Origin of the sequence: Planomonospora sp. ID67723 (genome assembly GCF_015711605.1) — a bacterium.
GTDB lineage: Bacteria > Actinomycetota > Actinomycetes > Streptosporangiales > Streptosporangiaceae > Planomonospora_A.
The window spans coordinates 1,761,801-1,786,365 of the sequence record NZ_JABTEZ010000002.1; the positions used below are offsets into that span (position 1 = coordinate 1,761,801).

The window sequence follows — 24,565 nt, forward strand, 5'->3', positions numbered from 1 at the left end:
CGGCCGGAGGGTACCGAGGGGGAGTCAGCCGCCGGTCGGGCCGGTCCAGCCGACCGGGAGGTGGGCCAGGCGGACCCGCTGGGGGTGGTCGCCCACCGGCACGGAGACGATCTTCTGACCGGTGGCGAAGTCGATAGCGGTGACCTGGTCGGCGGCGCTCTCGGAGATGACGCAGGCCCTCCCGTCGCCGCTGACCGTCGCCCAGTACGGCTTGGCGGCGGGCACCAGCGGTCCCTCCTGCAGGGAGGCGCGGTCGACGACGGTGGCATAGCCGTCCATGGTCCCGGCGATGCAGAGTTTGGCACCGTCGGGGCTCATGGACATGCCGTGGTGGCGGGAGTCGTTGACGTAGGTGGTGCGGTCATCGCTGGTGGCGGGGTTCTTCGGCAGCGTCTTGACCCGGAGGATCCTGTCGGTGGCGACGTCGTACTCCAGGAAGCCGTTGAAGAACGACACCTGGAAGTACAGCCTCGATTCGTCCGGGGTGAAGGCGACGGGCCGGACCGCGTCGGACAGGTCCTTGCGTCCGAAGGCGTTCAGGCGCTGTCGCATGTCGATGGTCCTGACGGTCCTGTAGGTGGCGGCATCCGCGATGGTGATCTTTCGGTCGCCCTTCAGCCAGTCCTGGGACGGGGCGTCGAAGTCGTTGTTGACCTCGCCGATCGACATGTTCCAGATGTACCTGCCGTCGTCGGTGAAGACGTTCTCGTGCGGCTTGTCGCCGGTCCTGAAGGAGCCGACCTGCCGCCCGGTGCCGATGTCCAGGACATGGACGGTGTTGCCGGTGGAGGCCGACACCGCCACGCGGGTGCCGTCGGGGGAGACCGCCATGTGGTCGGAGCGGAAGCCCGAGACGGGGAAGCGCCACCTGAGCCTGCCGGTGGCGGTGTCGATGGAGGCGACGTCGGCGAAGCTGGGCCGCGACACCACGATGGCCGAGCCGTCGGAGGTGGTGTACATATCGTCGACGTACTGGTCGTGGCCCTCGCCGGCGGTCTCCCGGATGCCCAGGAAGAAGGCCAGCCGGATCGGGTTGCTGTAGATCTCGCGCAGCCGCTCGTTCTTGTCGGGGACGAGGTTGATCCGGCCGATCCTGGCGAAGTCGCCGGCGGACGTGATGACGTCGGCGGTGCCGGCCCAGTTGTTGCCGACCAGCATCACCTCCTGCAGTGCGGGGGCGGCGCTCGCGGGACCGGCGGGGACGCCGGACACGACGCCGACGGCCGCCACGGCGCCGACGATCAGGGAGTTGCGCCAGCGTGCAGGGGACGGAGCGCGCATGTTCTTCCTCCGGGGGGCGGGAGGGGCGGGAGGAGCGCGGAACGGACTCCGCGCCTCAGGAACGGTGTGACGGCCTGCGGGGCCTTCACTCGGACGAAGCGGAGCAACCGGACGGTGGTCGGGCAGGGCGGGAGAGTCCGCAGACATCGGGGCCCGCGGCGGATCCCGTCAACTCTGAATATCTCAATATTCAGAGTTTGTTACTGGATGGTAGGCACGTGTGATGCCCGCCACAAGACCCAATGCGAGAAAATCAATGCATCGCAGAGCGGAGGGCGCGGTGGCGGGCAGGATCACACCGGCGACGGGCCGGTACGGGGGCAGGCCGGCCACGGAGCGGCAGGCCGAACGCCGCGGGCGCTTCCTGCAGGCGGGCCTGGATCTGTTCGGCGGCGGCCCCGGCTACCGCGCCACCAAGATCACTGATGTCTGCAAGGCCGCAGGGCTGTCCACCCGCCAGTTCTACGAGGAGTTCCACACCCTGGAGGACCTGCTGGCCGAGCTGCACCTGTACGTCAACGACGTCGCCGAGCAGGCAGTCCTGGCCGTCCTCCCCCAGGTGCAGCACCTGGACCTCATCGACCGCTGCACCCGGTTGTTCCGCGCCTACGCCGCCGGAGCCACCACCGATCCCCGCCACACCCGTGTCGCCTTCGTCGAGATCATCGGCGTCAGCCCCCGCGTGGACCGCCAGCGCCTGGACCGTCGCGTCCGCTGGATCGACTTCATCTGCGCACAAGCCGAAGCCGCCGTCGACCGCGGCGAACTCCCCTCCCGCGACTACCGCATCAGCGCAGCCGCGTTCATCGGAGCCGTCAACGGCCTCATGCACGACTGGACCGTCGGCTGGGTCGACGCCACCCTCGACCAGATCACCGACGAACTCCTGCGGATGCTCGTGGCCAACCTCCGCACCATGCCGTCGCCCGCCGCACCCGGCCACCGCCCGCCCGGACCCTGCGCGCCGGCCTGACCCGCCCGCGCGGCGGTCCGGAGCGAGATCGGGAAGTGGTGGCGGACGGAGGGGCGGATCGCCCGGGTGGGGGCCGGGACGGGCGCGCCGCCCACCGGCGGGAGCCGCGACCGCGTTGTTCATGACGCCTGTGCGCGGCGTCATGCTCATCGCGGTCGCGCCGCAGCCGTCCTGCTGACGTTCAGGCCGTCCTGGTGAGATATCCGCCCATGGTGCGGAAGACCTCGGTGGCGGGCAGGTCGGTGCCGTCCTCGGTGCGGACGCGTTCGATGACCAGGCCGTGGCTGCGCCCGCGGCGGGCGTCCGCGCCCGCGACGATGACCACGCCGTCGCCTTCGCGGATGAAGACGCGGCCGGGGGTGCCGCCGTAGACGCCCTTGGAGACCGAGGCCTTCAGCACGCGGATGCGCTCGCCCTTGTAGTGGGTGAAGGCGTTCGGATACGGGTCCGACTGCGCCCGGACCAGGCGCTCGATGTCCTCGGCGGGCCAGGTCCAGTCGATGTTGCCGTCCTCGACGGACCTCTTGTGGAAGAAGCTGGCCTTGGACCGGTCCTGAGGGGTCCAGTCGGTCCGCCCGGAGGCGATGAGGGCGAGCGATTCGTGGACGACGGGTCCGATCAGGTCGACGGTGCGGTGGAACAGGTCGGTGGCGGTGTCGGCGGGCCCGACGGGAACGGCGCGCTGCAGCACGATGCCGCCGGCGTCCAGTTCCTCGTTCATCATGTGCGCGGTGACCCCGACCTCCTCCTCGCCGTTGATCAACGCCCAGATGAGGGGGGAGAACCCCGCGTAGGCGGGCAGCAGCGAGTCGTGCACGTTCAGGGTGCCGTGCCGGGGGAGGGTGAAGATCTCCGGCGGGATCCAGGTCCGCCAGTTGTTGGCGACGATGAGGTCCAGGCGGGCCTCCTTGAGCCGCAGCATCAGCTCCTCGTCGTCGGGGCGGTTGCGCAGCAGCACCGGGACGCCGTGCGCCTCGGCCAGTTCGGCCACCGAGTCGTCCCAGATCTTCTCGTAGGCGTGGTCGCTCCTGGGATGCGTCACCACGAGGACGATCTCGTGTCCGGAGTCCAGGAGCGCCTGCAGCGTTCGGTGCCCCCATGTCTGGTAGCCGAACATCGCGATCCGCATGGTCTCTCCTTGTCAGGTGGATCAAGGCCGGTTAGGGTTTTATTAGGTGAGGCTAACCTAAACTAAATTTCGGATCATTGGAAGCCGCCGAAATGCACGCCTGCGGTCATCGGGGCGTGCCGTACGGCTTCCGCCCCCGTTGAGTCCACTCCAGGAAAGGCCCCAGATGTCTCCGTCGGAGAAGCGTGTCCACGACCTTGTCGGCATCGGTTTCGGACCGTCCAACCTCGCGCTGGCGATCGCGTTGCGAGAGCACGGCGCGCAGACGGGCGACCCGATCGATGCGGTGTTCTTCGAGAAGCAGCCGGCCTTCGGCTGGCACCGGGGGATGCTCCTGCAGGACGCGACCATGCAGGTGTCCTTCCTGAAGGACCTGGTCACGATGAGGAACCCGACGAGCGAGTTCAGCTTCCTGCGCTACCTGCAGGACAAGGACCGGCTGATCGACTTCATCAACCACAAGACGATGTTCCCCTCGCGGCTGGAGTTCCACGACTACCTGGAGTGGGCCGCCGCGCCGTTCGCCGATCAGGTGGAGTACGGATCGGAGGTCGTCGCGGTCACGCCGGTCACCGCCGACGGGATGATCGAGTACTTCGACGTGGTGGTACGGCAGGGCGGCCGGGGCGACGAGCTGACCACCCGGCGGACCCGCAACCTGGTGATCGCCACGGGCCTGGAACCGGTCCTGCCCGAGGGCGTGGTGAGCGACGAGCGCGTCTGGCACAGCGAGGAACTGCTCATCCGGGTGCCGGAGCTGCGCGACCCGCAGCGGATGGTCGTGGTCGGGGCCGGCCAGAGCGCGGCCGAGGTGACGGACTACCTGCACGGCTCCTTCCCCGACGCCGAGGTGTGCGCCGTCTTCACCAAGTACGGCTACACCCCCGCCGACGACAGCTCCTTCGCCAACCGCATCTTCGACCCCGCGGCGGTCGACCACTTCTACGCCGCGCCCGAGGAGGTCAAGGAGACGCTGCGGCGCTACCACGCCTCGACCAACTACTCGGTGGTCGACCTCGAGCTCATCGACGAGCTCTACCGGCGCCACTACCAGGAGAAGGTCCGCGGCATCGAGCGGCTGCGCATCTTCAACGCCTCCCGGCTCGTCGACGTGGCCGAGGCGGCGACCGGCCTGCGGGCCACGGTCGAGTTCCTGCCGACCGGGGAGCGCACCGTGCTGGACGCCGACCTCCTCGTCTACGCCACCGGTTACCGGTCCGGTGACCCCCTCACCCTGCTGGGCGAGGCCGGAGAGCACTGCCTGCGCCTGCCCGGGGGCGGCCTGCGCATCGACCGCGACTACCGGGTCGTCACCACCGACGCGGTGCGCTGCGGCATCTACGTGCAGGGCGCCACCGAGCACACTCACGGCATCACCTCGACCCTGCTGTCCAACACCGCCGTGCGGGTCGGAGAGATCGTCCGCTCGGTCGCCGGGCGGCGGCGGGAAGCCGGCCGCTCCGCCTACGCGCTCCAGCGCTGAGGCCGGCGTCTCCCCCGCCCGCCGGCGGGGGAGACGCGCGGGTCCGCCCCGGCCGCCCGGGCGCGCTCCGGGGCGCCGGCCTCCGGACATCAGGAGCCGGTCCGGCCGGTACGGCTGAGCTGCCAGAGCAGGAACGGCGCGCCGAGCACCCCGGTCACCACGCCGACCGGCAGGACCGTGTCATGCAGGAGCCGCTGGCTGATCAGATCGCTCACCAGCACGATCGCCGAACCGGTGAGGGCCGCGGAGGTGACCGGCGGGGCGGGGGAGCGGGCCAGCCGCTGGGCGATCTGCGGTGCGGCCAGCGCGACGAACAGGACCGGGCCGGCCGCGGCGGTGGCGAAGGCGGCCAGAGCGGCCCCGCACATCAGCAGGGCCATGCGGACGCGCTGCACCGGAGCGCCCAGCCCCGCGGCCACCTCGTCACCCAGGAGCAGTGCCCGCTGCAGCCGCCCGAGCAGCAGCACCGGTGGCACCAGCACCGCCAGGGCCAGGGCCAGGGGTTCGGCGTGGGCCCAGCCCCGGTCGTTGAGGTTGCCCACGAGCCAGCCCAGCATCTTCTGCGCCTGGTACAGCTCGGCCCGGCTCAGCAGGTAGTAGGTGAGGCTGACGCACATCCAGCTGATCCCGATGCCCACCAGGACGATCCGGTACCCGGTGGTGCCCCGGTTCCAGGCCAGCAGGTAGATCAGCAGGCCGGCGCCGAGGGCGCCCGCGAGTCCCAGCGTCTGCGTGCTCAGCCCCGGTCCGGTGCCGAGGACGATCCCGGCGGCCACGGCGGCACCGGCTCCCTGGGTGATGCCGAGCATGTCGGGGCTGGCGAGCGGATTGCGGGTGACGGCCTGGAAGATCGCGCCGGCCATGCCGAAGGCGGTGCCGCCGAGCAGGGCCACCGCGGCCCGCGGCAGGCGCAGCTCCTGGACCACGAACACCGTGGCGGGCTCGCCCGTGCCCCACAGCGCCGGCAGCAGCTCGCCCAGCGGGACGGTGTAGTCACCGCTGCCGATGCCCACGGTCAGGCAGAAGGTCCCGGCGGCGGCGACGGCGAGGGTCAGCCACACCAGGGCCAGGCGCAGGCGAAGGACGCCGGAGACGCCGGGCCGGGTCAGCCGGAAGGCGACGCGCCGGCCGGAGCGGGTCAGTTCGAGTCCGGACATCGCTCACAGCTCCGCGAGCCGTCGGCGGCGGACCAGGGCGATGAAGAACGGCGCTCCGAGGAACGCGGCGATCAGGCTCACGTCGATCTCCTGCGGACGCGCCACGACGCGCCCGATGATGTCGGCGGCCAGCAGCAGGCACGGCGCGACCAGCATCGTGCCCGGCAGCAGCCAGCGATGGTCGGGACCGGTGACCATCCGGACGAGATGGGGCACCACCAGGCCGACGAATACGATCGGGCCGGTGACCGCCACCGTCGCGCCGGTCAGCAGCATGACCGCCAGCGCGGTGTTCAGGCGGACCAGGCCCAGCCGGCGGCCCAGCGCGGTGGCGACGTCGTCGCCGAGGGAGAGGCTGTTGAGCGCCGGTGCGGTGCTCAACGCCAGTATCGCGCCGACGGCGAGGAACGGTGCGATGCCCAGCAGCGCGTCGCCGTCGTGCCCGGTCAGGGAGCCCGACGACCAGTAGCGGTAGCGGTCCAGCGACTCGGGGTCGGTCAGTGCGACACCGCTGGTCAGAGAGTCCAGCAGGTAGGTTACGGCGACTCCGGCGAGGGCCAGCTTGACCGGGGAGGCGCCGCCGCCCCGGCTGCCCAGCAGGTAGACCACGCAGGCGGCGACCGCGGAACCCGCGAAGGCGAACCAGATCGAGGCCGCCAGCGTGGTGATGCCGAGCACGCCGGTGGCCGTGACGATGCCGAAGGCCGCGCCCGCGCTGACGCCCAGCAGGCCGGGGTCGGCCAGCGGGTTGCGGGTCAGTCCTTGCATGACCGCTCCGGCCAGGCCCAGTGCGGCGCCGGCGAGCACGGCGACCAGGGTGCGGATCAGCCGGGTGCCCCGGACGATGGCCTCCACCTCGGTGTCGAGTCCGGGATGGCCGGGGTCGAGGAGGGCGCGCACCACCTGGTCGAGAGGGATGGCCCGGCTCCCCACCGCCAGCGACAGCAGGCACAGTCCGACCAGGGAGGCCGCAGCCGCGATGACCAGCCGCGGGCGCCGGGCCGATCGCGGCCTCGCCGTACCGATGGGTGTCCCCTGTGCGGTGTCACGGTCTGGTGACGCCCCGGTCGGAGGCGAGGTTTTCTGGGGTGTCACGAAGATCCCATCATGGACTTTTAGGTAAGGCATACCTCAGTTCGCAGTGATATGCAAGGCTTGAAGCGGAATTGAATGTAGGTAAGGCTAACCTTAGTATCTCCTTGTTGATGTTGTCCGCCGGTACGGCGCGTGCCATCCGGCCGGTGGTCCCACAGGGATGCCGGAGGCCGGAAGACGGCCCGCACGCCGACCCGAGTTCGAAGAGGAAACGATGGCCCATCCCTCCACCTCCATCACAGGCGCCCGGCCGCTCAGGCACCTGCTGGCGGCCCTCGCCGTACTGGCGCTGACCGCGGCGGCCGCCTGCGGCAGCGCGGGCGGGTCCGGTGAAAGCACCGCGGCACCGTCGAGCGCGGGTGCGGCCTCCTCCGCTCCGGCGGGCGCCTTCCCCGTGAAGGTCGAGCACCTGTACGGCACGACGGAGATCACCAAGAAGCCGGAGCGGATCGTCACCTTCGGCCTGAGCGACCACGAGCCGGTGCTGGCGCTCGGCCACAAGCCGATCGGCGTGGTGGACTGGTTCCAGCGCAGCCCGTTCACCGACTGGCCGTGGGCGAAGCAGGCGTGGGGAGGGGCCGAGCCCACGGTGCTCGGCCTGCGCGAGGACGGCGTCAAGTTCGAGAAGCTGGTCGCGCTCAAGCCCGATCTGATCTTCGCCATGTACTCCGGCATCCAGAAGGAGCACTACGACCAGCTCTCGAAGATCGCCCCGGTGGTCGCGCAGCCCAAGGGCTACGACCCCTACGCCGCCCCGTGGCAGGACATCACCCGCCTGGCCGGCCGCGCACTCGGTGAGGAGGCCAAGGCGGAGCAGCTCATCGCCGGGATCGGCGAGCGGTTCGCCCAGGTGCGCAAGGACAACCCGCAGTGGGCGGGCAAGACGGCGGTCGCCGCCGACAGCTTCAAGCCCGGCCAGTACTCCGCCTTCCAGAAGGGCGACCCCAAGTCGGCGTTCCTGGCCGAGCTGGGCTTCACCATCCCCGAGGAGATCACCAAGCAGGCCGGCGCGTCCAACGTCGCGGAGTTCGGCTCCGAGGGCCTGAACATGCTGGAGGTCGACCGGCTGGTGTGGCTCACCACCGGCAAGGAGCCCTGGGAGCGCATCAAGAACGACAAGGTCTACAAGGAGCTGAAGGTCGCCAAGGAGGGCCGCGACCTCTTCCTGACCTACCAGGACCCGCCGATCGGTGCGGCGCTGTCCTTCAACACGGTGCTCAGCATCCCGTATGCCGTCGAGCAGGTCGTGCCGCTGCTCAAGAAGTGATCCTCCAGTTCGACGATATCCACCGCGGTAGGCCACGGAAGGCATGAAGACGATGTTCGGTGACGGTTTCGCGCTGCCTCTGACCGGAGCGCAGACGGGAATCTGGCTGGCCCAGCAGATCGAGCCGGACAGCCCGGCCTACACCATCGGCTGCTACGTCGAGCTTCCCGGACCCGTCCGGGGACGGGCGGACACCGCCACCGAACGGCAGGCGCCCGACGTGTCCCGGCTGGCCGCCGCGGTGCGCCGTGCCGTACGGGAGGCCGAGCCCCTGCACGCGGTCTTCGTCGAAGACGGAGGGAAGCCCGCCCAGGTGCTCCGCGCGCCCGGTGACTGGTCACCCGCGGTGGTGGACCTGGCGGAAGAGGCCGATCCGGAGGCGGCGGCCCGCGCCTGGATGGACGCCGACCTCGCCTCGGCCGGCCGCGCGACCGATCTCGCCCGCGGTCCCCTGTTCGCGCACGCACTGCTGGATCTGGGCGAGCGCGGCCTGTGGTGGTACCAGCGCTACCACCACCTGCTCACCGACGGGTTCGGGATCCTGCAGCTCATCCACCGCACCGCCGAGCTGTACGGCTCGGGGCCCGAGGAGGGCGCGGCGCTCGCGCAGGACTGGTCCCTGAGCAGCCTGGTGGCCGGTGACACGGACTACCGCGGCTCGGCCCGGCACGCGGCCGACCGCGGCTTCTGGCACGAGCGGCTCGCCGGCCTGCCCGCCGAGCCCGCCCGGCTGGTGGAGTGCCCGCCCGCGCAGGCGGCCCGGACCCGGCGGCGCACCGCGGAGCTGTCCGCCGAGCGCACCGAGCGGCTGCGCGAGGCCGCCGCCTCCGCCGGGACCCGCCTGTCGCGCCTGGCCATCGCCGCCGTGGCGGCCTACCTGCACCGGGTCACCGGCGAGCAGGACGTGGTGCTCGGCCTGCCGGTGACCGCCCGTCTGGACCCCGAGCTGAAATACACCCCCGGCATGGTGTCCAACGTCCTGCCGCTGCGGCTGACGGTGCGGCCCGGCACGACGCCCGCGCAGCTCGTCCAGGACATCGCCGGGCGGGTCCGCGAGCTGGGCGAGCACGCGCGCTACCGCGGGGAGGACCTGGCCAGGGAACTGGGGCGTGCCGAGGGCCTGCGCGCCCTCATCGGTCCCACCGTCAACGTCATGCCGTTCCACGGGGAGATCCGGTTCGGTGACCTGTCCGGCACCGTCCACTACCTGTCCCTCGGCCCGGTCGGCGACCTGTCCGTCGCCGTCTACGACCGGCCCGCCGGGCAGGGCCTGCGCATCGACCTCGACGCCGACGCCGATGTGTGCGACCCCGACGAGCTCGCCCGGCACGAACGGCGCCTCCTGTCGGTGCTGGAGGCGATGGCCGCCCATCCGGACCGGCCGCTGGGCTCGATCGACCTGGCCTCCGCCGACGAGCGCGAGCTGGTGCTCACCCGGTTCGCCGGCACGCAGCCGGAGGTCCGGGAACTGTCGTGGACCGCGGCGTTCGAGCAGCGGGCGGCCCGTACTCCGGACGCGACCGCCCTGGTCTGCGAGGCGCAGCGGCTGTCGTACGCGGAGCTCAACGGCCGCGCCAACCGCCTGGCGCGGCTGCTGCGCCGCAGCGGGGTGACCACCGAGGACGTCGTCGCGGTCGCCGTGCCGCGCTCGGCCGACATGGTCGTCGCGCTGCTCGGCGTGATGAAGGCGGGCGCCGCCTACCTCCCCCTCGACTCCGACCACCCGGCCGACCGCATCACGTACATGGTCGAGGACGCGCGGGCGCGTGCCGTCGTCTCCGTGACCGCCCTCGCCGGCGACCTTCCCGACTTCCCCGAGTCCGCCGTGCCCCGCCTGCTGCTGGACGACCCCGCCGTCACCGCGGAGCTGGCCGCGCTGGAGGACGCCGACCTCGCCGAGGCGGCCGGCCCGGAGCTGGACCGGGCCGCCTACGTCATCTACACCTCGGGATCGACCGGACGCCCCAAGGGAGTGGTGGTCTCCCACGACGGCATCGGCAGCCTCATCGCCACCGCCGCCGAGCGGCTCGGTGTGGACGCCGCCAGCCGCGTCGTGCAGTTCGCGTCGGTCGGCTTCGACGTGGCCGTCTGGGATCTGGTCATGTCCCTGTGCGTGGGCGGTACCGTCATCGTCGTCCCGGCCGAGCGCCGCGTCGCCGGCCACGAGCTGACCGACTATCTCGCCGAGCACCGCGCGACCCACATGATCCTGCCGCCGTCGCTGGTGGCCGCGCTGCCCGCCGACTGCGAACTGCCCGCCGGGGGGGTGCTCGTGGTGGGCACCGAGGCCGTCCCGGCCGAACTGATCGCCCGCTGGGGACGGCGGATGCAGGTGGTGGTGGCGTACGGCCTGACCGAGGCGACCGTCAACTCCACGCTCTGGCTCGCCGACCCCGACCAGCCCGGTCCGGTCCCGATCGGGGTGCCGGACCCGGGCACCCGCTGCTACGTGCTCGACTCCGCGCTGCGGCCCGTGCCGCCCGGCACCGTGGGCGAGCTGTACGTCGCCGGCCGCGGCCTGGCGCGCGGCTACCTCGGCCGGCATGGCCTGACCGCCGAGCGCTTCGTCGCCGACCCGTTCGGCGCGCCGGGATCGCGCATGTACCGCACCGGCGACCGGGCCCGCTGGCGCGCCGACGGCAACCTCGACTTCCTCGGCCGCGAGGACGGCCAGCTCAAGATCCGGGGCCACCGCATCGAGCCCGGTGAGATCGAGAGCGCCCTGATGGCCCATCCCGCCGTCGCGCAGGCGGCGGTCGTCGCCCGCGAGGACCACCGCGGCGTCAAGCGGCTCGTGGCCTATGTGACGGAAACACACGTGACGGGAACCGACGCCGGAGGCGTCGACGTGGCGGAGGTGCGGAGCCTGGTGGCGGGCTCGCTCCCGGACCACATGGTGCCCGGCACGATCGTGGTGCTGGACGGGGTGCTCCCGCTGACCCCGAACGGCAAGCTGGACAAGAAGGCCCTGCCGGAGCCGGAGTGGACCGCGCAGGCGGGCGGCGCCGCCCCGTCCACCCCCGCCGAGCGCGTCCTCGCGGAGCTGTTCGCCGAGCTGCTCGGGCTGCCCGCGGTGGGCGTCCAGGACAGCTTCTTCGAGCTCGGCGGCGACAGCATCGTCGCGATCCAGCTGGTGAACCGGGCCCGTCGCGCCGGGCTGGTCATCACCCCCCGTGACGTCTTCCGGCTCCGGACCGTCGCCGCGCTCGCCCGCGAACGGGCCGGTCAGGCCCCGGAGCAGGTTCACGACCCCGGCGTCGGCACCGCGCCGGCGACCCCGATCGTCCATTGGCTGCGCGAGCGCGCGGAGACCGGCGGGCCGATCGACGGCTTCTACCAGGCCGTGACACTGCAGGTTCCGGCGGACCTCACTGCCGAGGTGCTAGCCGCCACCCTGCAGGCCGTACTCGACCACCACGGAATGCTGCGCGCCCGGCTGGTGCGGGCCGATGACTGGGCCCTGGAGGTCCCGCCGCCGGGCACGGTCCGGGCGGCCGACCTCCTGGAGCGGGTCGAGATCGGCGCGAGTGCCCTCCCCGCTACGAACACCCCGCACGAGACGAACCTTTCGGACGGTGCGGACATCCTGAACGAGGTGATCGCCGAGCACCGCCGCCGGGCCGTGGGCCGGCTGGCCCCCGACGACGGCCGGATGCTCCAGGCGGTCTGGCTCGACGCCGGGCGGCACGCCCCCGGACGGCTGGTTCTGGTCGCCCACCACCTCGTCGTCGACGGGGTGTCCTGGCGCATCCTGCTGGCCGATCTCGCCCAGGCCGCCGAGGCCCTCGCCGCCGGGCAGCCGGTCGCCCTGCCGCCGGTCGGCACCTCCTTCCCGCGCTGGTCGCGGATGCTGGCCGCGGACGCGCTGACCGCCTCCCGCCGGGCCGAGCTGGAGACCTGGCAGGACCTGCTCCGCGAGCCCGCCCCGGCACTCGGCCTGCGTCCGCTGGACCCGGCGGCCGACACGGCGGCGAGCGAGCGTTCGCTGACGGTGTCGCTGTCCGGCGACCAGACCGCCCCGCTGCTCGCCGACCTCCCCGCCGCCTACCACGGCACGGTCAACGACGTTCTGCTGACCGCGCTCGCCGTCGCCGTCGCCCGCTGGCGTCATGACCGCCCGAGCGGCTCCGGCTCGGATCCCGGCCCGGGTGCGGGCCGGGGACTCCTGCTGGAGCTGGAGGGCCACGGGCGCGAGCAGGACGACCTGGCGGGCGGGGCCGACCTGTCCCGCACCGTGGGCTGGTTCACCAGCGTCTTCCCCGTCCGGATCGACGCCGACGACGTCGACTGGGAGCAGTTCCGGGCCGGCGGGCCCGCCGCCGGTCGCGCGCTCAAGCAGGTGAAGGAGCAGTTGCGGGCCCTGCCCGGGGCCGGCCTGGGCTACGGGCAGCTGCGCCACCTGAACGAGGAGACGGCGGGTGCGCTGGCCGCTGCGCCGCAGCCGCAGCTGCTCTTCAACTACCTGGGCCGCTTCCGGGCGGGCGAGAGCGGGGACTGGCGGCTCGCCGGCGACACCGAGCCGCTGACGGCCGGCCGCGACCCGGGGATGCCGTCGGGGCACCCGCTGGAGATCAACGCGATCGTCCGCGACGGGGCCGCGGGACCGGAGCTCAGCGCGACCTGGTCGTGGCCGGAGGGGGTCCTCGACCACTCCGGCGTCGCCGAGCTGGCCGGCCTCTGGCTGGAGGCGCTGCGGGGACTCACCGCGCACCTGTCCGGCCCGGACGCGGGAGGGCACACCCCCTCGGACTTCCCCCTGGTGGAGATCGGGCAGGACGAGATCGACGAGCTGGAGGCGGCCCCGCACGGACTGCGGGACGTCCTTCCGGTCACGCCGCTCCAGCAGGGGTTGTTCTTCCACGCGCTCTTCGACGAGGACGCCTCCGACGTCTACACCGTCCAGCAGGTCATCGAGCTGACCGGAGCCGTCGACGGCTCGGCGGGCGGCGCCCTGCACCGCGCGGTGCGGGGACTGCTGGAGCGGCACCCGCTCCTGGGCGCCGGGTTCCGGCAGCGGCCCGACGGGCGGGTCGTGCAGTTCCTCCCCGACGCGGTGACCGTGCCGTGGCAGGAGATCGACGCGCCGGACACGGGCGACGAAACGGTCCAGGCCGTCGCGGAGGAGGAGCGGGCCCACCGGTTCGATCTGGCCGCGCCGCCGCTGGTGCGTGCCGCATTCGTCCGCGGCGCGGACCGCCACCGGCTGATCCTCACGCTGCACCACCTGGTCGCCGACGGCTGGTCAGTGCCGATCATGCTGCGTGACCTCCTCGCCGGGTACGCGACCGGAGAGACGGCGGTCGACGCTCTCCCCGCGGTCTCGCTCTGCCGCGAATACTTCTCCTGGCTGAGGGACCGTGACCGGGAGGCGGCACGCGAGGCCTGGCGGCGGGCGCTGTCCGGGCTGGAGGAGCCGACCCTGCTGGCGCGGGCCGGGCGCGAGGCCGTACCCGGACGTGAGGCCGCTCCCGGGCCGATCGGGCAGGTTCGCGCCGAGCTCACCGAGGAGCTGACCGCAGGGTTGACCGCCTGGGCGCGGACGCGCGGGCTGACGCTGGGCACCGTCATCCAGGGCGCCTGGGGACTGCTGGCCGGCCGCCTCACCGGCCGCCGTGACATCGTGTTCGGCACCACCGTCTCCGGCCGCCAGGCCGCCGTCGAGGGCGTCGAGTCGATGGTGGGCCTGCTGGTCAACACGTTGCCGGTGCGGGTGACGTGGCGGCCGGACGAGCGCCCGGCCGACCTGCTGGCCCGGTTGCAGGACGCCCAGGCGGACCTGCTCGACCACCAGCACCTCGGGCTGGCGGAGATCCAGCGGCTGGCCGGGTTCACCGACCCGGACGCGCGGAGCCTGTTCGACACCCTCGTGGTGATCGAGAACTATCCCGTCACCGGGGACCTGCGCGCTCCCGGCGGCGCCTTCGAGATCACCGGGGTCGACGTCCGCGACGCCTCCCACTATCCCCTCTCCCTCACCGTGGTGCCCGGGGACCGGCTGGACCTGCGGCTCGACTACGACACCGAGCGCTTCGACGCCGGGACGGCCGCGCGGCTCTCGGCGGGGCTGATGCGGTTGCTCGAGGAGATGGTCACGGACCCCGGCCGCCCGGCCGGCCGGTTCGACCTGCTGCCCGCCGCCGACCGCGAGCGGGCGGCACTCACCGGAGCGGTCAGGCCGCTCCCGGAGGAGACGCTGGCGACGGCCTTCAGCGCGCAGGTCGCCGCGTCACCCGCCGCCACCGCGCTGATCTCCGGTGCGGCGGAGGTCTCCTACGCCGAGCTGGACCGCCGGGCCGAGGCCCTCGCCCGGCGGCTGGCCGCCCGGGGGATCGGTGCGGGGCAGTTCGTGGCGGTGGCGGTCCCGCGCTCGATCGACATGATCGTCGCGCTGCTCGGCGTGCTGAAGTCGGGCGCGGCGTACGTGCCCCTGGACGTCGAGTACCCCGCGGACCGGCTGGCGTTCATGCTCGCCGACTGCGGCGCCCGCGCCGTGGTCACCACGGCGGAGGCGACCGCACGGCTCCCCGAGGCGGACGGCGTGGAGCACGTCGTCATCGGCGGCGTCATCGACGGCGCGGAGACCGAGCCCGCCGCCGGGGCGGGGCCCGCTGCCGCCGACGGCTCCGGCTCGCGCCCGGCCGCGCCCGGCGATCCCGCCTACCTCATCTACACGTCGGGATCGACCGGCCGCCCCAAGGGCGTCGTCGTCACGCACCAGGCGATCACCGGCCATCTCGCGTGGGCGCAGGGCGAGTTCCGGATGGGCTCCGGCGACCGCATGCTCCAGCAGGCGTCGGCGAGCTTCGATGCCTCCGTCTGGCAGATCTTCTGGCCGCTGTGCACCGGGGCCGCCGTCGTGCTCGCCGAGCCCGGCGGGCACTTCGACCCGGTCTACCTGGCCGGTCTCATCCAGGAGCGGCGCGTCACCGTGCTGGACATCGTCCCCTCGATGATCCAGGCGTTCCTGGCCACCGACGAGGTCGCCGGCGACTCAGCGTGGGCCGCGAGCCTGCGCAAGGTCTTCGGCGGCGCCGAGGCGCTGACCGCCGGGGTGGCCCGCCGCTGGCGGGAGCTGACCGGCGTGCCGGTGGACAACTGCTACGGGCCCACCGAGGCCACGGTCCAGGTCACCTGGCAGGACGGGGCCCACCAGCCCGAGTCGCAGCAGCCCGAGTCGCAGCCGTCCGGCGGCGAGGCCGTCCCGATCGGCGGGCCGGTCTGGAACACCCGCCTCTACGTCCTCGACGCCTGCCTGCGGCACGTCCCCCAGGGCGTGCCGGGAGAGCTCTACATCGCCGGAGCCCAGCTGGCCCTCGGCTACCACGGCCGTCCCGGCCTGACCGGCGAGCGATTCGTCGCCGACCCGTACGGCCCGCCGGGCACGCGCATGTACCGCACCGGCGACCTGGTACGGCGCCGCGCGGACGGCGCGCTGGAGTACCTGGGGCGGACCGACCACCAGGTCAAGATCCGCGGCAACCGCGTCGAGCTCGGCGAGGTCGAGGCGCGGCTGGCGGGCGAGTCCGGAGTCGCGCGGGCCGTGGTCGTGGTCCACGGCTCGGGGACCGCCGCGCGCCTGATCGGCTACGCGCTGCCGGAGCCCGGCGCCCGGCTCGACGGCGCCGCGCTCCGCTCCGCGCTGGCCGCGGCGCTGCCCGCCCCGATGGTCCCCGGTGCGGTCGTCGTGCTCGACGCGCTGCCGCTGACGCCCAACGGCAAGGTGGACCGCGCCGCCCTGCCCGTCCCGGAGGCCGCCGGAACCGCCCGGCGGGAGGTGCGGGCGCCGCGCACCGGGCGGGAGGCGCTGCTCTGCCAGATCTTCACCGAGGTCCTCGGGACCGAGACCGGGGCGGACGACGACTTCTTCGTGCTCGGCGGCGACAGCATCGCCTCCATCGCCGTCTCCGGGCGCGCCCGCCGGGCCGGCCTGCCGCTCAGCCCCCGCGACGTCTTCGCGCACCGGACCCCCGCCGCGCTGGCGGCGGCGGCCGGGGCGCAGGCGGCCGACGCCGGTCACACGGATCAGGCGAATCAGGCGGAGCTGATCCACCTGACCGCCGGGGAGACCGACCGGGTGCGGATGGCGAGCCCCGTCCCGGTCGAGGACGTCTGGCCGCTCTCCCCGCTGCAGGAGGGCATCTTCTTCCACTCCACCTACGACGCCAACGACGCGGACGCGATCGACGTCTACACCTCGCAGGACGTCTTCGCGTTCGCCGGGCGGATCGACGCCGACCGGCTCCGCGCGGCCTGCGCGGCGCTGCTGGCGCGCAACCCGAGCCTGCGCGCCGGGTTCACCGGCGAGGGGCTGCCCCGGACGGTGCAGTTCATCGGCGCCGACGTGCCCTCCCCGCTGAGCGAGATCGACCTGTCCCACCTGCCCGCCGCCGAGCGGGACGAGCGGGTGGCCGCCCTGCTGGCCGAGGACCGGACCCGGCGCTTCGACCTGTCCAGCCCGCCGCTGATGCGGCTGTTGCTGATCCGGCTCGGCGACCACGACCGGCTGGTGGTCAGCCACCACCTGATCCTGTGGGACGGCTGGTCGGCGTGGCTGTTCCTGGAGCAGCTGTTCGCGCTGTACGACCAGGCCGGAGACGACCGCGGCCTGCCCGCCCCCGGCTCCTACCGGGACTACCTCGCCTGGCTCGCGGGGCAGGAGTCCGGGACGGCGCTGGCGGCCTGGCGCGAGGCCCTGTCCGGCCTGACCGAGCCGACGCTCCTGCGGCCCGCCGACGACGGCCTGCGCCCGGTCATCCCGCTGAACCTCGACAGCCTGCTCCCCGCCGGGCTCGGCGACCGGCTGCGCACCACGGCCCGCGAGCACGGCCTGACCCTCAACACCGTGCTCAACGCCGCCTGGGGGCTCATGCTGGCCGCCACCGTCGGCCGCGACGACGTGGTCTTCGGCGCGGCGGTCGCGGGCCGGCCGGTGGCCGTACCCGAGGTGGAGAGCATCATCGGGATGTTCCTCAACACCGTCCCGGTGCGGATCTCCTTCGACCCGCGCGAGTCCGTGCTCGACCTCCTGCGGCGGGTGCAGGACGAGCGCGTGGCGCTGATGCCGTACGAGCACCTGGGCCTGGGCGAGCTGCAGCGGGAGAGCGGGCACCGCAGGCTCTTCGACACGCTCTTCGTGCTGCGCGACGCCGACGGCGAGGACCGGATGACCGCGTTCACCCGGCGCAACGGCATCGTGGACGTGGCCGGCATCGACGCCACCCACTATCCGCTCACCCTCATCGTGACCCAGGGCGCCCGGCTGCGCGTGACGCTGTCGTACCGGCCCGACGTGTTCGGGCCGGAGGAGGCCGCCGCGCTGCTGGAGCGCTACACGGCGGTGCTGGAGCGCCTGGTGGACGGCCTGCCGGAGCGGACCGGCGCGCTCGACCTGCTCCTGCCGGGCGAGCGGCGCAGCCTCGGCGCGGAGTGGGACGCCACGCGCCGTCCGCTGCCCCCGGCGACCGTCGCCGAGCTGCTGGCCGAGCAGGCGGCGCGCACCCCGGAGGAGGTGGCCCTGGTCTTCGGCGCCGAGCGCCTGACCTACGCCGAGCTCGACGCGCGGATCAACCGCATGACCCGCCTGCTGCTGGCGCACGGCGCCGCACCGGAGCGGGTGGTCGCGCTGGCCCTGCCGCGCTCGGCCGACATGGTCGTGGCGCTGTTCGCGGTGCTCCAGACGGGCGCCGCCTACCTTCCCCTGGACCTGGAGTATCCGGCGGAGCGGCTGGAGTTCATGCTGGAGGACACCGCCCCGGCGTGCGTGGTGACCACCACGGCGGTCGCCGCGACGCTCCCGGACACCGGGGTGGTGCGCGTCCTGCTCGACGACCCGGTCACCGCCGCGGCACTGGCGGCGCTGCCCTCCGGCACGCTCTCCGACGGCGAGCGCCCGGCCTTCGCCCGCGACCTGCCGCACCGGCTGGAGCACCCGGCGTACGTGATCTTCACCTCGGGCTCCACCGGCCGCCCCAAGGGCGTCGTCACGCCCTACCGGGGGCTGACGAACATGCAGTTCAACCACCGCGAGGCCATCTTCGAACCGGCGATCGCGGCGGCCGGCGGGCGGCGGCTGCGCATCGCCCACACGGTCTCCTTCGCCTTCGACATGTCGTGGGAGGAGCTGCTGTGGCTGGTCGAGGGGCACGAGGTCCACGTCTGCGACGAGAACCTGCGCCGCGACGCCGAGGCACTGGTGGCCTACTGCGACCGTGAGCGCGTCGACGTCGTCAACGTGACGCCCACCTACGCCCACCACCTCATCGAGGAGGGCCTGCTCGACGGGCACCGGCCCCCGCTGGTGCTGCTCGGCGGCGAGGCGGTGTCGGAGACGGTCTGGAGCACACTGAGGGACACCCCCGGGACCTTCGGCTACAACCTGTACGGGCCGACCGAGTACACGATCAACACGCTCGGCGCCTCCACCGACGACAGCCCGACCTCCACCGTGGGGCGGCCGATCTGGAACACCCGCGCCTACGTGCTCGACTCCGCGCTGCGCCCGGTCCCGCCGGGCACCCCGGGCGAGCTCTACATCGGCGGCGTCGGCCTGGCACGCGGCTACCACCGCAGGCCCGGCCTGACCGCCGCGAGCTTCGTCGCCGACCCGTTCTGCGGCGAGCCGGGGATGCGCATGTACCGCACCGGTGACCTCGTGCGCCGCCGCCCCGACGGGAACCTGGACTTCCTCGGCCGCACCGACGACCAGGTGAAGATCCGCGGTTACCGGGTCGAGCTGGGGGAGATCGGGGCGGCGCTGGAGGACCACCCGCTGGTCTCGCACGCCGCCGTCGTGGCCGACGGCTCCGGGCCGGGCGGCGCCAAGCGGCTGGTCGGCTACGTCGTGCCCCAGGACGAACGGGCTCTCGGGGACCCCTCGGAGGCCGAGGAGCTCGTCACGGCGCTTCGGGAGTCGCTGAAGGCCAGGCTGCCCGGCTACATGGTCCCCGCCGCGCTCATGGTGGTGGACCGCCTGCCGCTCACCGTGAACGGCAAGCTGGACGTGCGGGCGCTGCCCCGGCCCGCCGTCACCGCCGGGGGCCGGAGCCGGCCGCCGCGCTCGCCGCACGAGCGGGTCCTGTGCGCGCTCTTCGCCGAGCTGCTCGGCGTGGAGCAGGTCGGGATCGACGACGACTTCTTCGACCTGGGCGGGCACTCCCTGCTGGCCACCCGGCTGGTCAGCAGGGCCCGTGCCGCGCTCGGCGCCGAACTGGCCATCCGGGACCTGTTCGAGGCCCCGACGGTCGCCGAGCTGGCGGCCCGGGTCGTCGCAGCCGACGCCGTACGGCGCCCGGCCCTGGCGCCCGCGGACGAGCGGCCCGCCGAGCCCCCGCTCTCGTCCGCCCAGCAGCGGCTGTGGGTGATCGAGCAGCTCGAAGGCCCGTCGGCGGTCTACAACTTCCCGCTCGTCATCCGGCTGCGCGGCGCGCTCGACGTCGAGGCCCTGCGGGCCGCGCTGGCCGACGTGGCGGCGCGGCACGAGGCGCTGCGCACCCTCGTCGCCGAGCGGGAGGGCCGCCCGTACCAGGACGTCGTCCCGGCCGAGGCCGCCCGCCCGGTCCTGGAGGTGGTCGAGGCGGACGAGGAGCGGCTCGGAGAGGTCCTGTCCGAGGTGCTCGGCCGCCCGTTCGACCTGGCCGCCGAGCTTCCCCTGCGTGCCACGGCCGTACGGCTCGGCGCCCAGGAGCACGTGGTGGCGCTGCTGCTGCACCACATCACCACCGACGAGTGGTCTGACGGCCCGTTCCTGCGCGACCTGTCGGCCGCCTACGCCGCCCGCCGCAGCGGGCGGGAACCCCGGTGGGAGCCCCTGCCCGTCCAGTACGTCGACTACACGCTCTGGCAGCGGGAACTGCTCGGCGACCGCTCCGATCCCGGGAGCCTGGCCGCGCGCCAGCTCGCCTACTGGGCCGAGGCCCTTCGGGGCGCGCCCGAGCAGCTCGAACTGCCCACCGACCGGCCCCATCCGGCGCGGCCGAGCCCGTCCGGCGGGGAACTGGTCGTCGAGCTGGACCCGGAGGACTGCGCGCGCCTGCGCGGGATCGCCCAGGGCGCCGGGGCGAGCATGTTCATGGCGTGCCACGCGGTGGTCGCCGCGCTGCTGCACCGCCTGGGGGCCGGCGACGACCTCCCGCTCGGCGCGCCGATCTCGGGCCGCACCGACGGGGCCCTGGACGAGCTGGTCGGCTTCTTCGTCAACACCCTCGTGCTGCGTACCGACGTGTCGGGCGACCCGACCTTCACCGAACTCGTCGGCCGGGTCCGGGAGACCGCCCTGGCCGCCTTCTCCCACCAGGACGTGCCGTTCGAGGCCGTGGTGGAGGAGCTGAACCCGGTGCGCTCGCCCGACCGCAACCCGCTGTTCCAGGTGATGGTCGGCTACCGCAACCGCGCGGACGACGGCTTCGCCATGGCCGGGCTGGAGGTGCTGCCGCAGCCGGTCGAGGCCCGCACGGCGAAGTTCGACCTGGTGTTCAGCTTCGCCGAGGACGCCGGGAGCGGCCGGATCGCCTGCGTGATCGAGTACCGCTCCGACCTGTTCGACCGGGCCACGGTCGCGACGCTGGGCGACCGGCTGGCCGCGCTCGCCGGCGCGGTGGCCGCCGACCCCGGCCTCCCGGTCAGCCGCGTCGACGTGCTCACCGAGACCGAGCGCGCGCAGGTCGTCACCGGCTTCAACCGGACCGACCGGATCGTGGCGGAGGAGAGCTTCCCGGAGATGTTCCGGCGGCGCGCGGCTGAGCGCCCCGGCGCCGTCGCCGTGGTGGACGGGCCGCGCTCGGTCACCTACGCGGAGCTGGACGCGCTGTCGGACCGCATGGCCCGGCTGCTGGCCCGGTACGGCGTGCGCGCCGAGAGCGTGGTCGGCGTGGCGGTGCCGCGCTCGGTGGAGATGGTCGCCGTGATGCTCGGCGCCAACAAGCTGGGCGCCGCCTTCCTCCCGCTGGACCTCGCCCACCCCGCCGACCGCCTGGCGTACATGCTCGGCGACGCGCGGGCGGAAGTCGTCGTGGCGACCGAGCAGGTCGCGGGCAAGATCCCCGAGGTCGACGGGCTGCACGCGCTGCTGCTCGACGCCCCCGGGGTCGCCGGGGAACTGGCCGGGATCGAGGCGGGCGGGCCGTTCCCGCCCGTCGCCTTGGACCAGGCCGCCTACGTCATCTACACCTCGGGCTCGACCGGCCGTCCCAAGGGCGTCCTCGTCCCGCACGAGGGGATCGGCAGCCTGGTGGCCACGGCCGTCGACCGGATGGGGCTGACCCCCGACAGCCGGGTGCTGCAGTTCGCCTCGATCGGCTTCGACGTGACCATCTTCGAGCTGTCCATGGCGCTGTGTCACGGCGGTTGCCTGGTGCTCGTCCCCGACGAGGCCCGGGTGCCCGGCCGCGAGCTGACCGACTTCATGAACGGGCAGCGGATCACCCACGCGATTCTGCCGCCCTCACTGGTGGCGGCCCTGCCCGCCGACTGCGAGCTGCCGGAGGGCGCCACCGTACTGGTCGGCACCGAGACCGTGCCGCCCGCCGTGATCGCGCGGTGGGCCGGGCGCCTGCGGCTGCTGGCGGCCTACGGACTGACCGAGGCGACGGTGAACTCGACGCTGTGGCCGGCCGAGCCGGGCTGGGCAGGGGCGGTGCCCATCGGCGTGCCCGACCCCAACACCCGTGCGTACGTGCTGGACGCGCGACTGCGGCCGGTGCCGCCCGGCGTCGCGGGGGAGCTGTACGTCTCCGGCCGCGGCCTCGCCCGCGGCTACCTGGGACGGCCCGGTCTGAGCGCGGAACGGTTCGTGGCCTGCCCCTTCGGCCCGCCCGGCACGCGGATGTACCGGACCGGCGACCGGGCACGCTGGCGTGCCGACGGGAACATCGACTTCCTCGGCCGGGCCGACGACCAGGTGAAGATCCGCGGCTTCCGGATCGAGCCGGGCGAGATCGCCGGAGCAATGACCCGGCACCCGGCCGTCGCCCAGGCGGCGGTCGTGGTGGACCGCAGCGGGCAGGAGCCGAGGCTGGTCGGCTACGCGGTTCCCAGCCGCGACGGGACCGGCCTCCCGCTCGACCCGGCCGGGATCCGCGCCCACGTGGCGGAGCTGCTCCCGGACTACATGGTCCCGGCCGCGGTGGTGGTGCTCGGCGGGCCGCTCCCGCTCACGCCCAACGGCAAGCTGGACCGCCGGGCGCTGCCCGCGCCCGACTGGTCGGCGCTGACCGGCACGGCCCGCCCCGTCACCGGGCGGCAGCGGGCCCTGGCGGAGCTGTTCGCCGAGATCCTCGAACTCCCCGAGGTGGGGATCCACGACAACTTCTTCCTGCTGGGCGGTCACTCGATGTCCGCGATGCGGCTGCTGGGCCGGGTCCGCACGGTGCTGGACGCCGACCTCGCCCTGCGCGACGTCTTCGAGGCGCCCACGGTGGCGGCGCTGGCCGAGCGCCTGGGCGACCGCGCGGACGAGACCGGGAGCGTCCAGCGTCCGCGGCTCGCCCGGACCGGCAGGCCGCCGGTCCTGCCGGCCGCGCCGCCCCAGGAGTGGCAGTGGACCCGGTACCGCACCGGGACCGGCCGGGCCTACGACATGGCATTCGCGCTGCGCGCCCCCGGCGGCCTGGACGCGGAGGCGCTCGCCGCCGCGCTCGCCGACGTCGCCGCACGCCATGAGCCGCTCCGCACGGTCCTCACCGAGCGCGGCCGACAGCCCGCGATCGGGTCCGCCGGGCGGGACGGCGAGATCTGCCCTCCGGCCCGGGAACCCGCCGTGCCGGGGGTGGAACTGGTCCAGGAGCCCGCCACGCAGGGACTCGAATTCGTCCAGGTCACCGACCTGGACGAGCGGCTGCGCGCGCTGGCGGCCGAGGAAGCCGACCTGACCGGGCGCCCGCCGCTGCGGGCGCGGCTGCTCACCGACGGCTCCGGCGCTCAGGCGCTCCTGCTGACGGTGCACTACATCGGCGTGGACGAGTGGTCCATCGTGCCGCTGGTCCGCGACCTCGTCACCGCCTACACGGCCCGGCGGCGGGGGAACACCCCGGCCTGGAGCGAGCTGCCGGTGGGCTACGCCGACTACACGTCGTGGGCGCACGAGCTGCTCGGCGGGGTCGCCGACCGGCAGCTCGGCTACTGGCGGGAGACCCTGCGCGGGCTGCCCCTCGACCCAGCGCTGCCGTACGACCGGCCGCGCGGGCAGGGTCCCGGCGGGGCCGGTGAGCCCGGTGGACGCGGCGACCACGTCGATCTCGTGCTGGACCCGGTCCTGCACGCCGCCGTCGACGACCTCGCCGCGCGGACGGGCACCAGCATGTTCATGGTGCTCCAGGCGGCGCTGGCGACCCTGCTCACCCGGCACGGGGCCGGGACGGACCTGCCGATCGCCTCGCTGGTCGCGGGCCGTACCGAGGAGGCGCTCACCGACCTGGTCGGATGCTTCTTCAACACGGTCATCCTGCGCACCGACACCTCGGGCGAGCCGACCTTCCGCGAGCTGCTCGCGCGCATCCGGGAGGCCGACCTCGCCGCGCTCGACCGGCAGGACGTCCCCTTCGCCCGGGTTGCGCGGGAGCTCGGCCTGCCCGCGCCGCGGGTGATGCTGGTCCACCACGAGCAGGCGCGGATGGCGGAGATGGAGGACATCGGGGCGGCGTTCGAACCGGTCCCGACCGGGGCGCTCAACGCCGATCTGACGCTCAGCTTCTTCGAACCGCGCGGCGACGGACCGGTGGACTGCCTGCTGGAGTACGACACCGGCCTGTTCGACCGGGACACGATCCGGCAGCTCGCGGACGATCTGGTCCGCATCCTGAAGACGGCGGTGGCCGATCCCGACCGGCCGCCCATCCACGACGACCACAGGAGGAACGACTCATGAGCACCAACCCGTTCGAGGACCCCCAGGGCCGCTACCTGGTGCTGGTCAACGGCGAGGGCCAGCACTCGCTCTGGCCGACCTTCGCCGAGGTGCCGGCGGGCTGGGAGCCGGTCTTCGGCGAGGACTCCCGCGACGCCTGCCTGGAGTACGTGGAGCGGAACTGGACGGACCTGCGCCCGCGCAGCCTGGCCGAGGCCATGGGCGAGACGCGGAACTGACCCGCTCACGCGGACGGCGGCTCCGCCCCGGCACCGGCCGGGGCGGAGCCGCCGTCCTTTCGCGGCCGGACGACCACGAGATGAGGGCCGGCCGCGTCACCTG

9 protein-coding genes are annotated in these 24,565 nt (G+C 73.6%); 5 read left to right on the forward strand and 4 right to left on the reverse strand.

Going from position 1 to position 24,565, the window contains the following annotated elements; all coding sequences use genetic code 11:
* Positions 1 to 24: 24 nt before the first annotated feature.
* Positions 25 to 1,281 carry a YncE family protein gene (locus HS041_RS20520; RefSeq protein ID WP_196442262.1) on the reverse strand — a complete coding sequence of 419 codons (1,257 nt, stop codon included), beginning with the start codon at positions 1,279 to 1,281 and terminating at the stop codon, positions 25 to 27.
* Between the two features lie 256 nt (positions 1,282 to 1,537).
* Between HS041_RS20520 and HS041_RS20525 the strand changes: the two genes are divergently transcribed.
* A complete protein-coding gene (locus HS041_RS20525; RefSeq protein WP_230879154.1) occupies positions 1,538 to 2,254 on the forward strand; it encodes a TetR/AcrR family transcriptional regulator in 717 nt (238 codons plus the stop codon).
* 181 nt (positions 2,255 to 2,435) lie between these two features.
* Here the strand turns inward: HS041_RS20525 and HS041_RS20530 are convergent, their stop codons facing one another.
* Positions 2,436 to 3,383, reverse strand: coding sequence for a methionyl-tRNA formyltransferase (locus tag HS041_RS20530; RefSeq protein ID WP_196442263.1), 948 nt, complete (start codon positions 3,381 to 3,383; stop codon positions 2,436 to 2,438).
* Positions 3,384 to 3,549: 166 nt separating this feature from the next.
* Between HS041_RS20530 and HS041_RS20535 the strand changes: the two genes are divergently transcribed.
* A complete protein-coding gene (locus HS041_RS20535) occupies positions 3,550 to 4,866 on the forward strand; it encodes a lysine N(6)-hydroxylase/L-ornithine N(5)-oxygenase family protein (RefSeq protein ID WP_196442264.1) in 1,317 nt (438 codons plus the stop codon).
* Between the two features lie 89 nt (positions 4,867 to 4,955).
* On the opposite strand, the gene HS041_RS20540 is transcribed toward HS041_RS20535, so the two are convergent.
* Together HS041_RS20540 and HS041_RS20545 are read right to left on the reverse strand one after the other, a co-directional pair.
* The gene (locus tag HS041_RS20540; RefSeq protein ID WP_196442265.1) at positions 4,956 to 6,023 is read right to left on the reverse strand and encodes a FecCD family ABC transporter permease; all 1,068 of its coding nucleotides are present in this window, start codon (positions 6,021 to 6,023) and stop codon (positions 4,956 to 4,958) included.
* Positions 6,024 to 6,026: 3 nt separating this feature from the next.
* Complete coding sequence (locus tag HS041_RS20545; protein WP_307845381.1) at positions 6,027 to 7,118, reverse strand: FecCD family ABC transporter permease; 1,092 nt, start codon at positions 7,116 to 7,118, stop codon at positions 6,027 to 6,029.
* Positions 7,119 to 7,332: 214 nt separating this feature from the next.
* Here HS041_RS20545 and HS041_RS20550 point away from each other — a divergent pair, with 214 nt between their 5' ends.
* Genes HS041_RS20550 through HS041_RS20560 form a run of 3 tightly spaced genes read left to right on the forward strand, consistent with a single transcriptional unit; the run spans position 7,333 to position 24,462 of the window.
* Positions 7,333 to 8,385: an iron-siderophore ABC transporter substrate-binding protein gene (locus HS041_RS20550; protein WP_196442267.1), complete on the forward strand. Its 1,053-nt coding sequence runs from the start codon at positions 7,333 to 7,335 to the stop codon at positions 8,383 to 8,385.
* A gap of 43 nt (positions 8,386 to 8,428) precedes the next feature.
* Positions 8,429 to 24,244, forward strand: a complete 15,816-nt coding sequence (locus HS041_RS20555; RefSeq protein WP_196442268.1) for a non-ribosomal peptide synthetase — start codon at positions 8,429 to 8,431, stop codon at positions 24,242 to 24,244.
* Entirely contained in the window at positions 24,241 to 24,462 is a 222-nt protein-coding gene (locus HS041_RS20560; protein ID WP_196442269.1) for an MbtH family protein, read from the forward strand. The genes HS041_RS20555 and HS041_RS20560 overlap by 4 nt, the downstream gene beginning before the upstream one ends.
* Positions 24,463 to 24,565: the final 103 nt, after the last annotated feature.

What these genes read in the sequence shown, in the direction of transcription:
- HS041_RS20520 (WP_196442262.1), bottom strand. Translation starts at nt 1,281, where the DNA reads ATGCGCGCTCCGTCCCCTGCACGCTGGCGCAACTCCCTGATCGTCGGC.
- HS041_RS20525 (WP_230879154.1), top strand. Translation starts at nt 1,538, where the DNA reads ATGCATCGCAGAGCGGAGGGCGCGGTGGCGGGCAGGATCACACCGGCG.
- HS041_RS20530 (WP_196442263.1), bottom strand. Translation starts at nt 3,383, where the DNA reads ATGCGGATCGCGATGTTCGGCTACCAGACATGGGGGCACCGAACGCTG.
- HS041_RS20535 (WP_196442264.1), top strand. Translation starts at nt 3,550, where the DNA reads ATGTCTCCGTCGGAGAAGCGTGTCCACGACCTTGTCGGCATCGGTTTC.
- HS041_RS20540 (WP_196442265.1), bottom strand. Translation starts at nt 6,023, where the DNA reads ATGTCCGGACTCGAACTGACCCGCTCCGGCCGGCGCGTCGCCTTCCGG.
- HS041_RS20550 (WP_196442267.1), top strand. Translation starts at nt 7,333, where the DNA reads ATGGCCCATCCCTCCACCTCCATCACAGGCGCCCGGCCGCTCAGGCAC.
- HS041_RS20555 (WP_196442268.1), top strand. Translation starts at nt 8,429, where the DNA reads ATGAAGACGATGTTCGGTGACGGTTTCGCGCTGCCTCTGACCGGAGCG.
- HS041_RS20560 (WP_196442269.1), top strand. Translation starts at nt 24,241, where the DNA reads ATGAGCACCAACCCGTTCGAGGACCCCCAGGGCCGCTACCTGGTGCTG.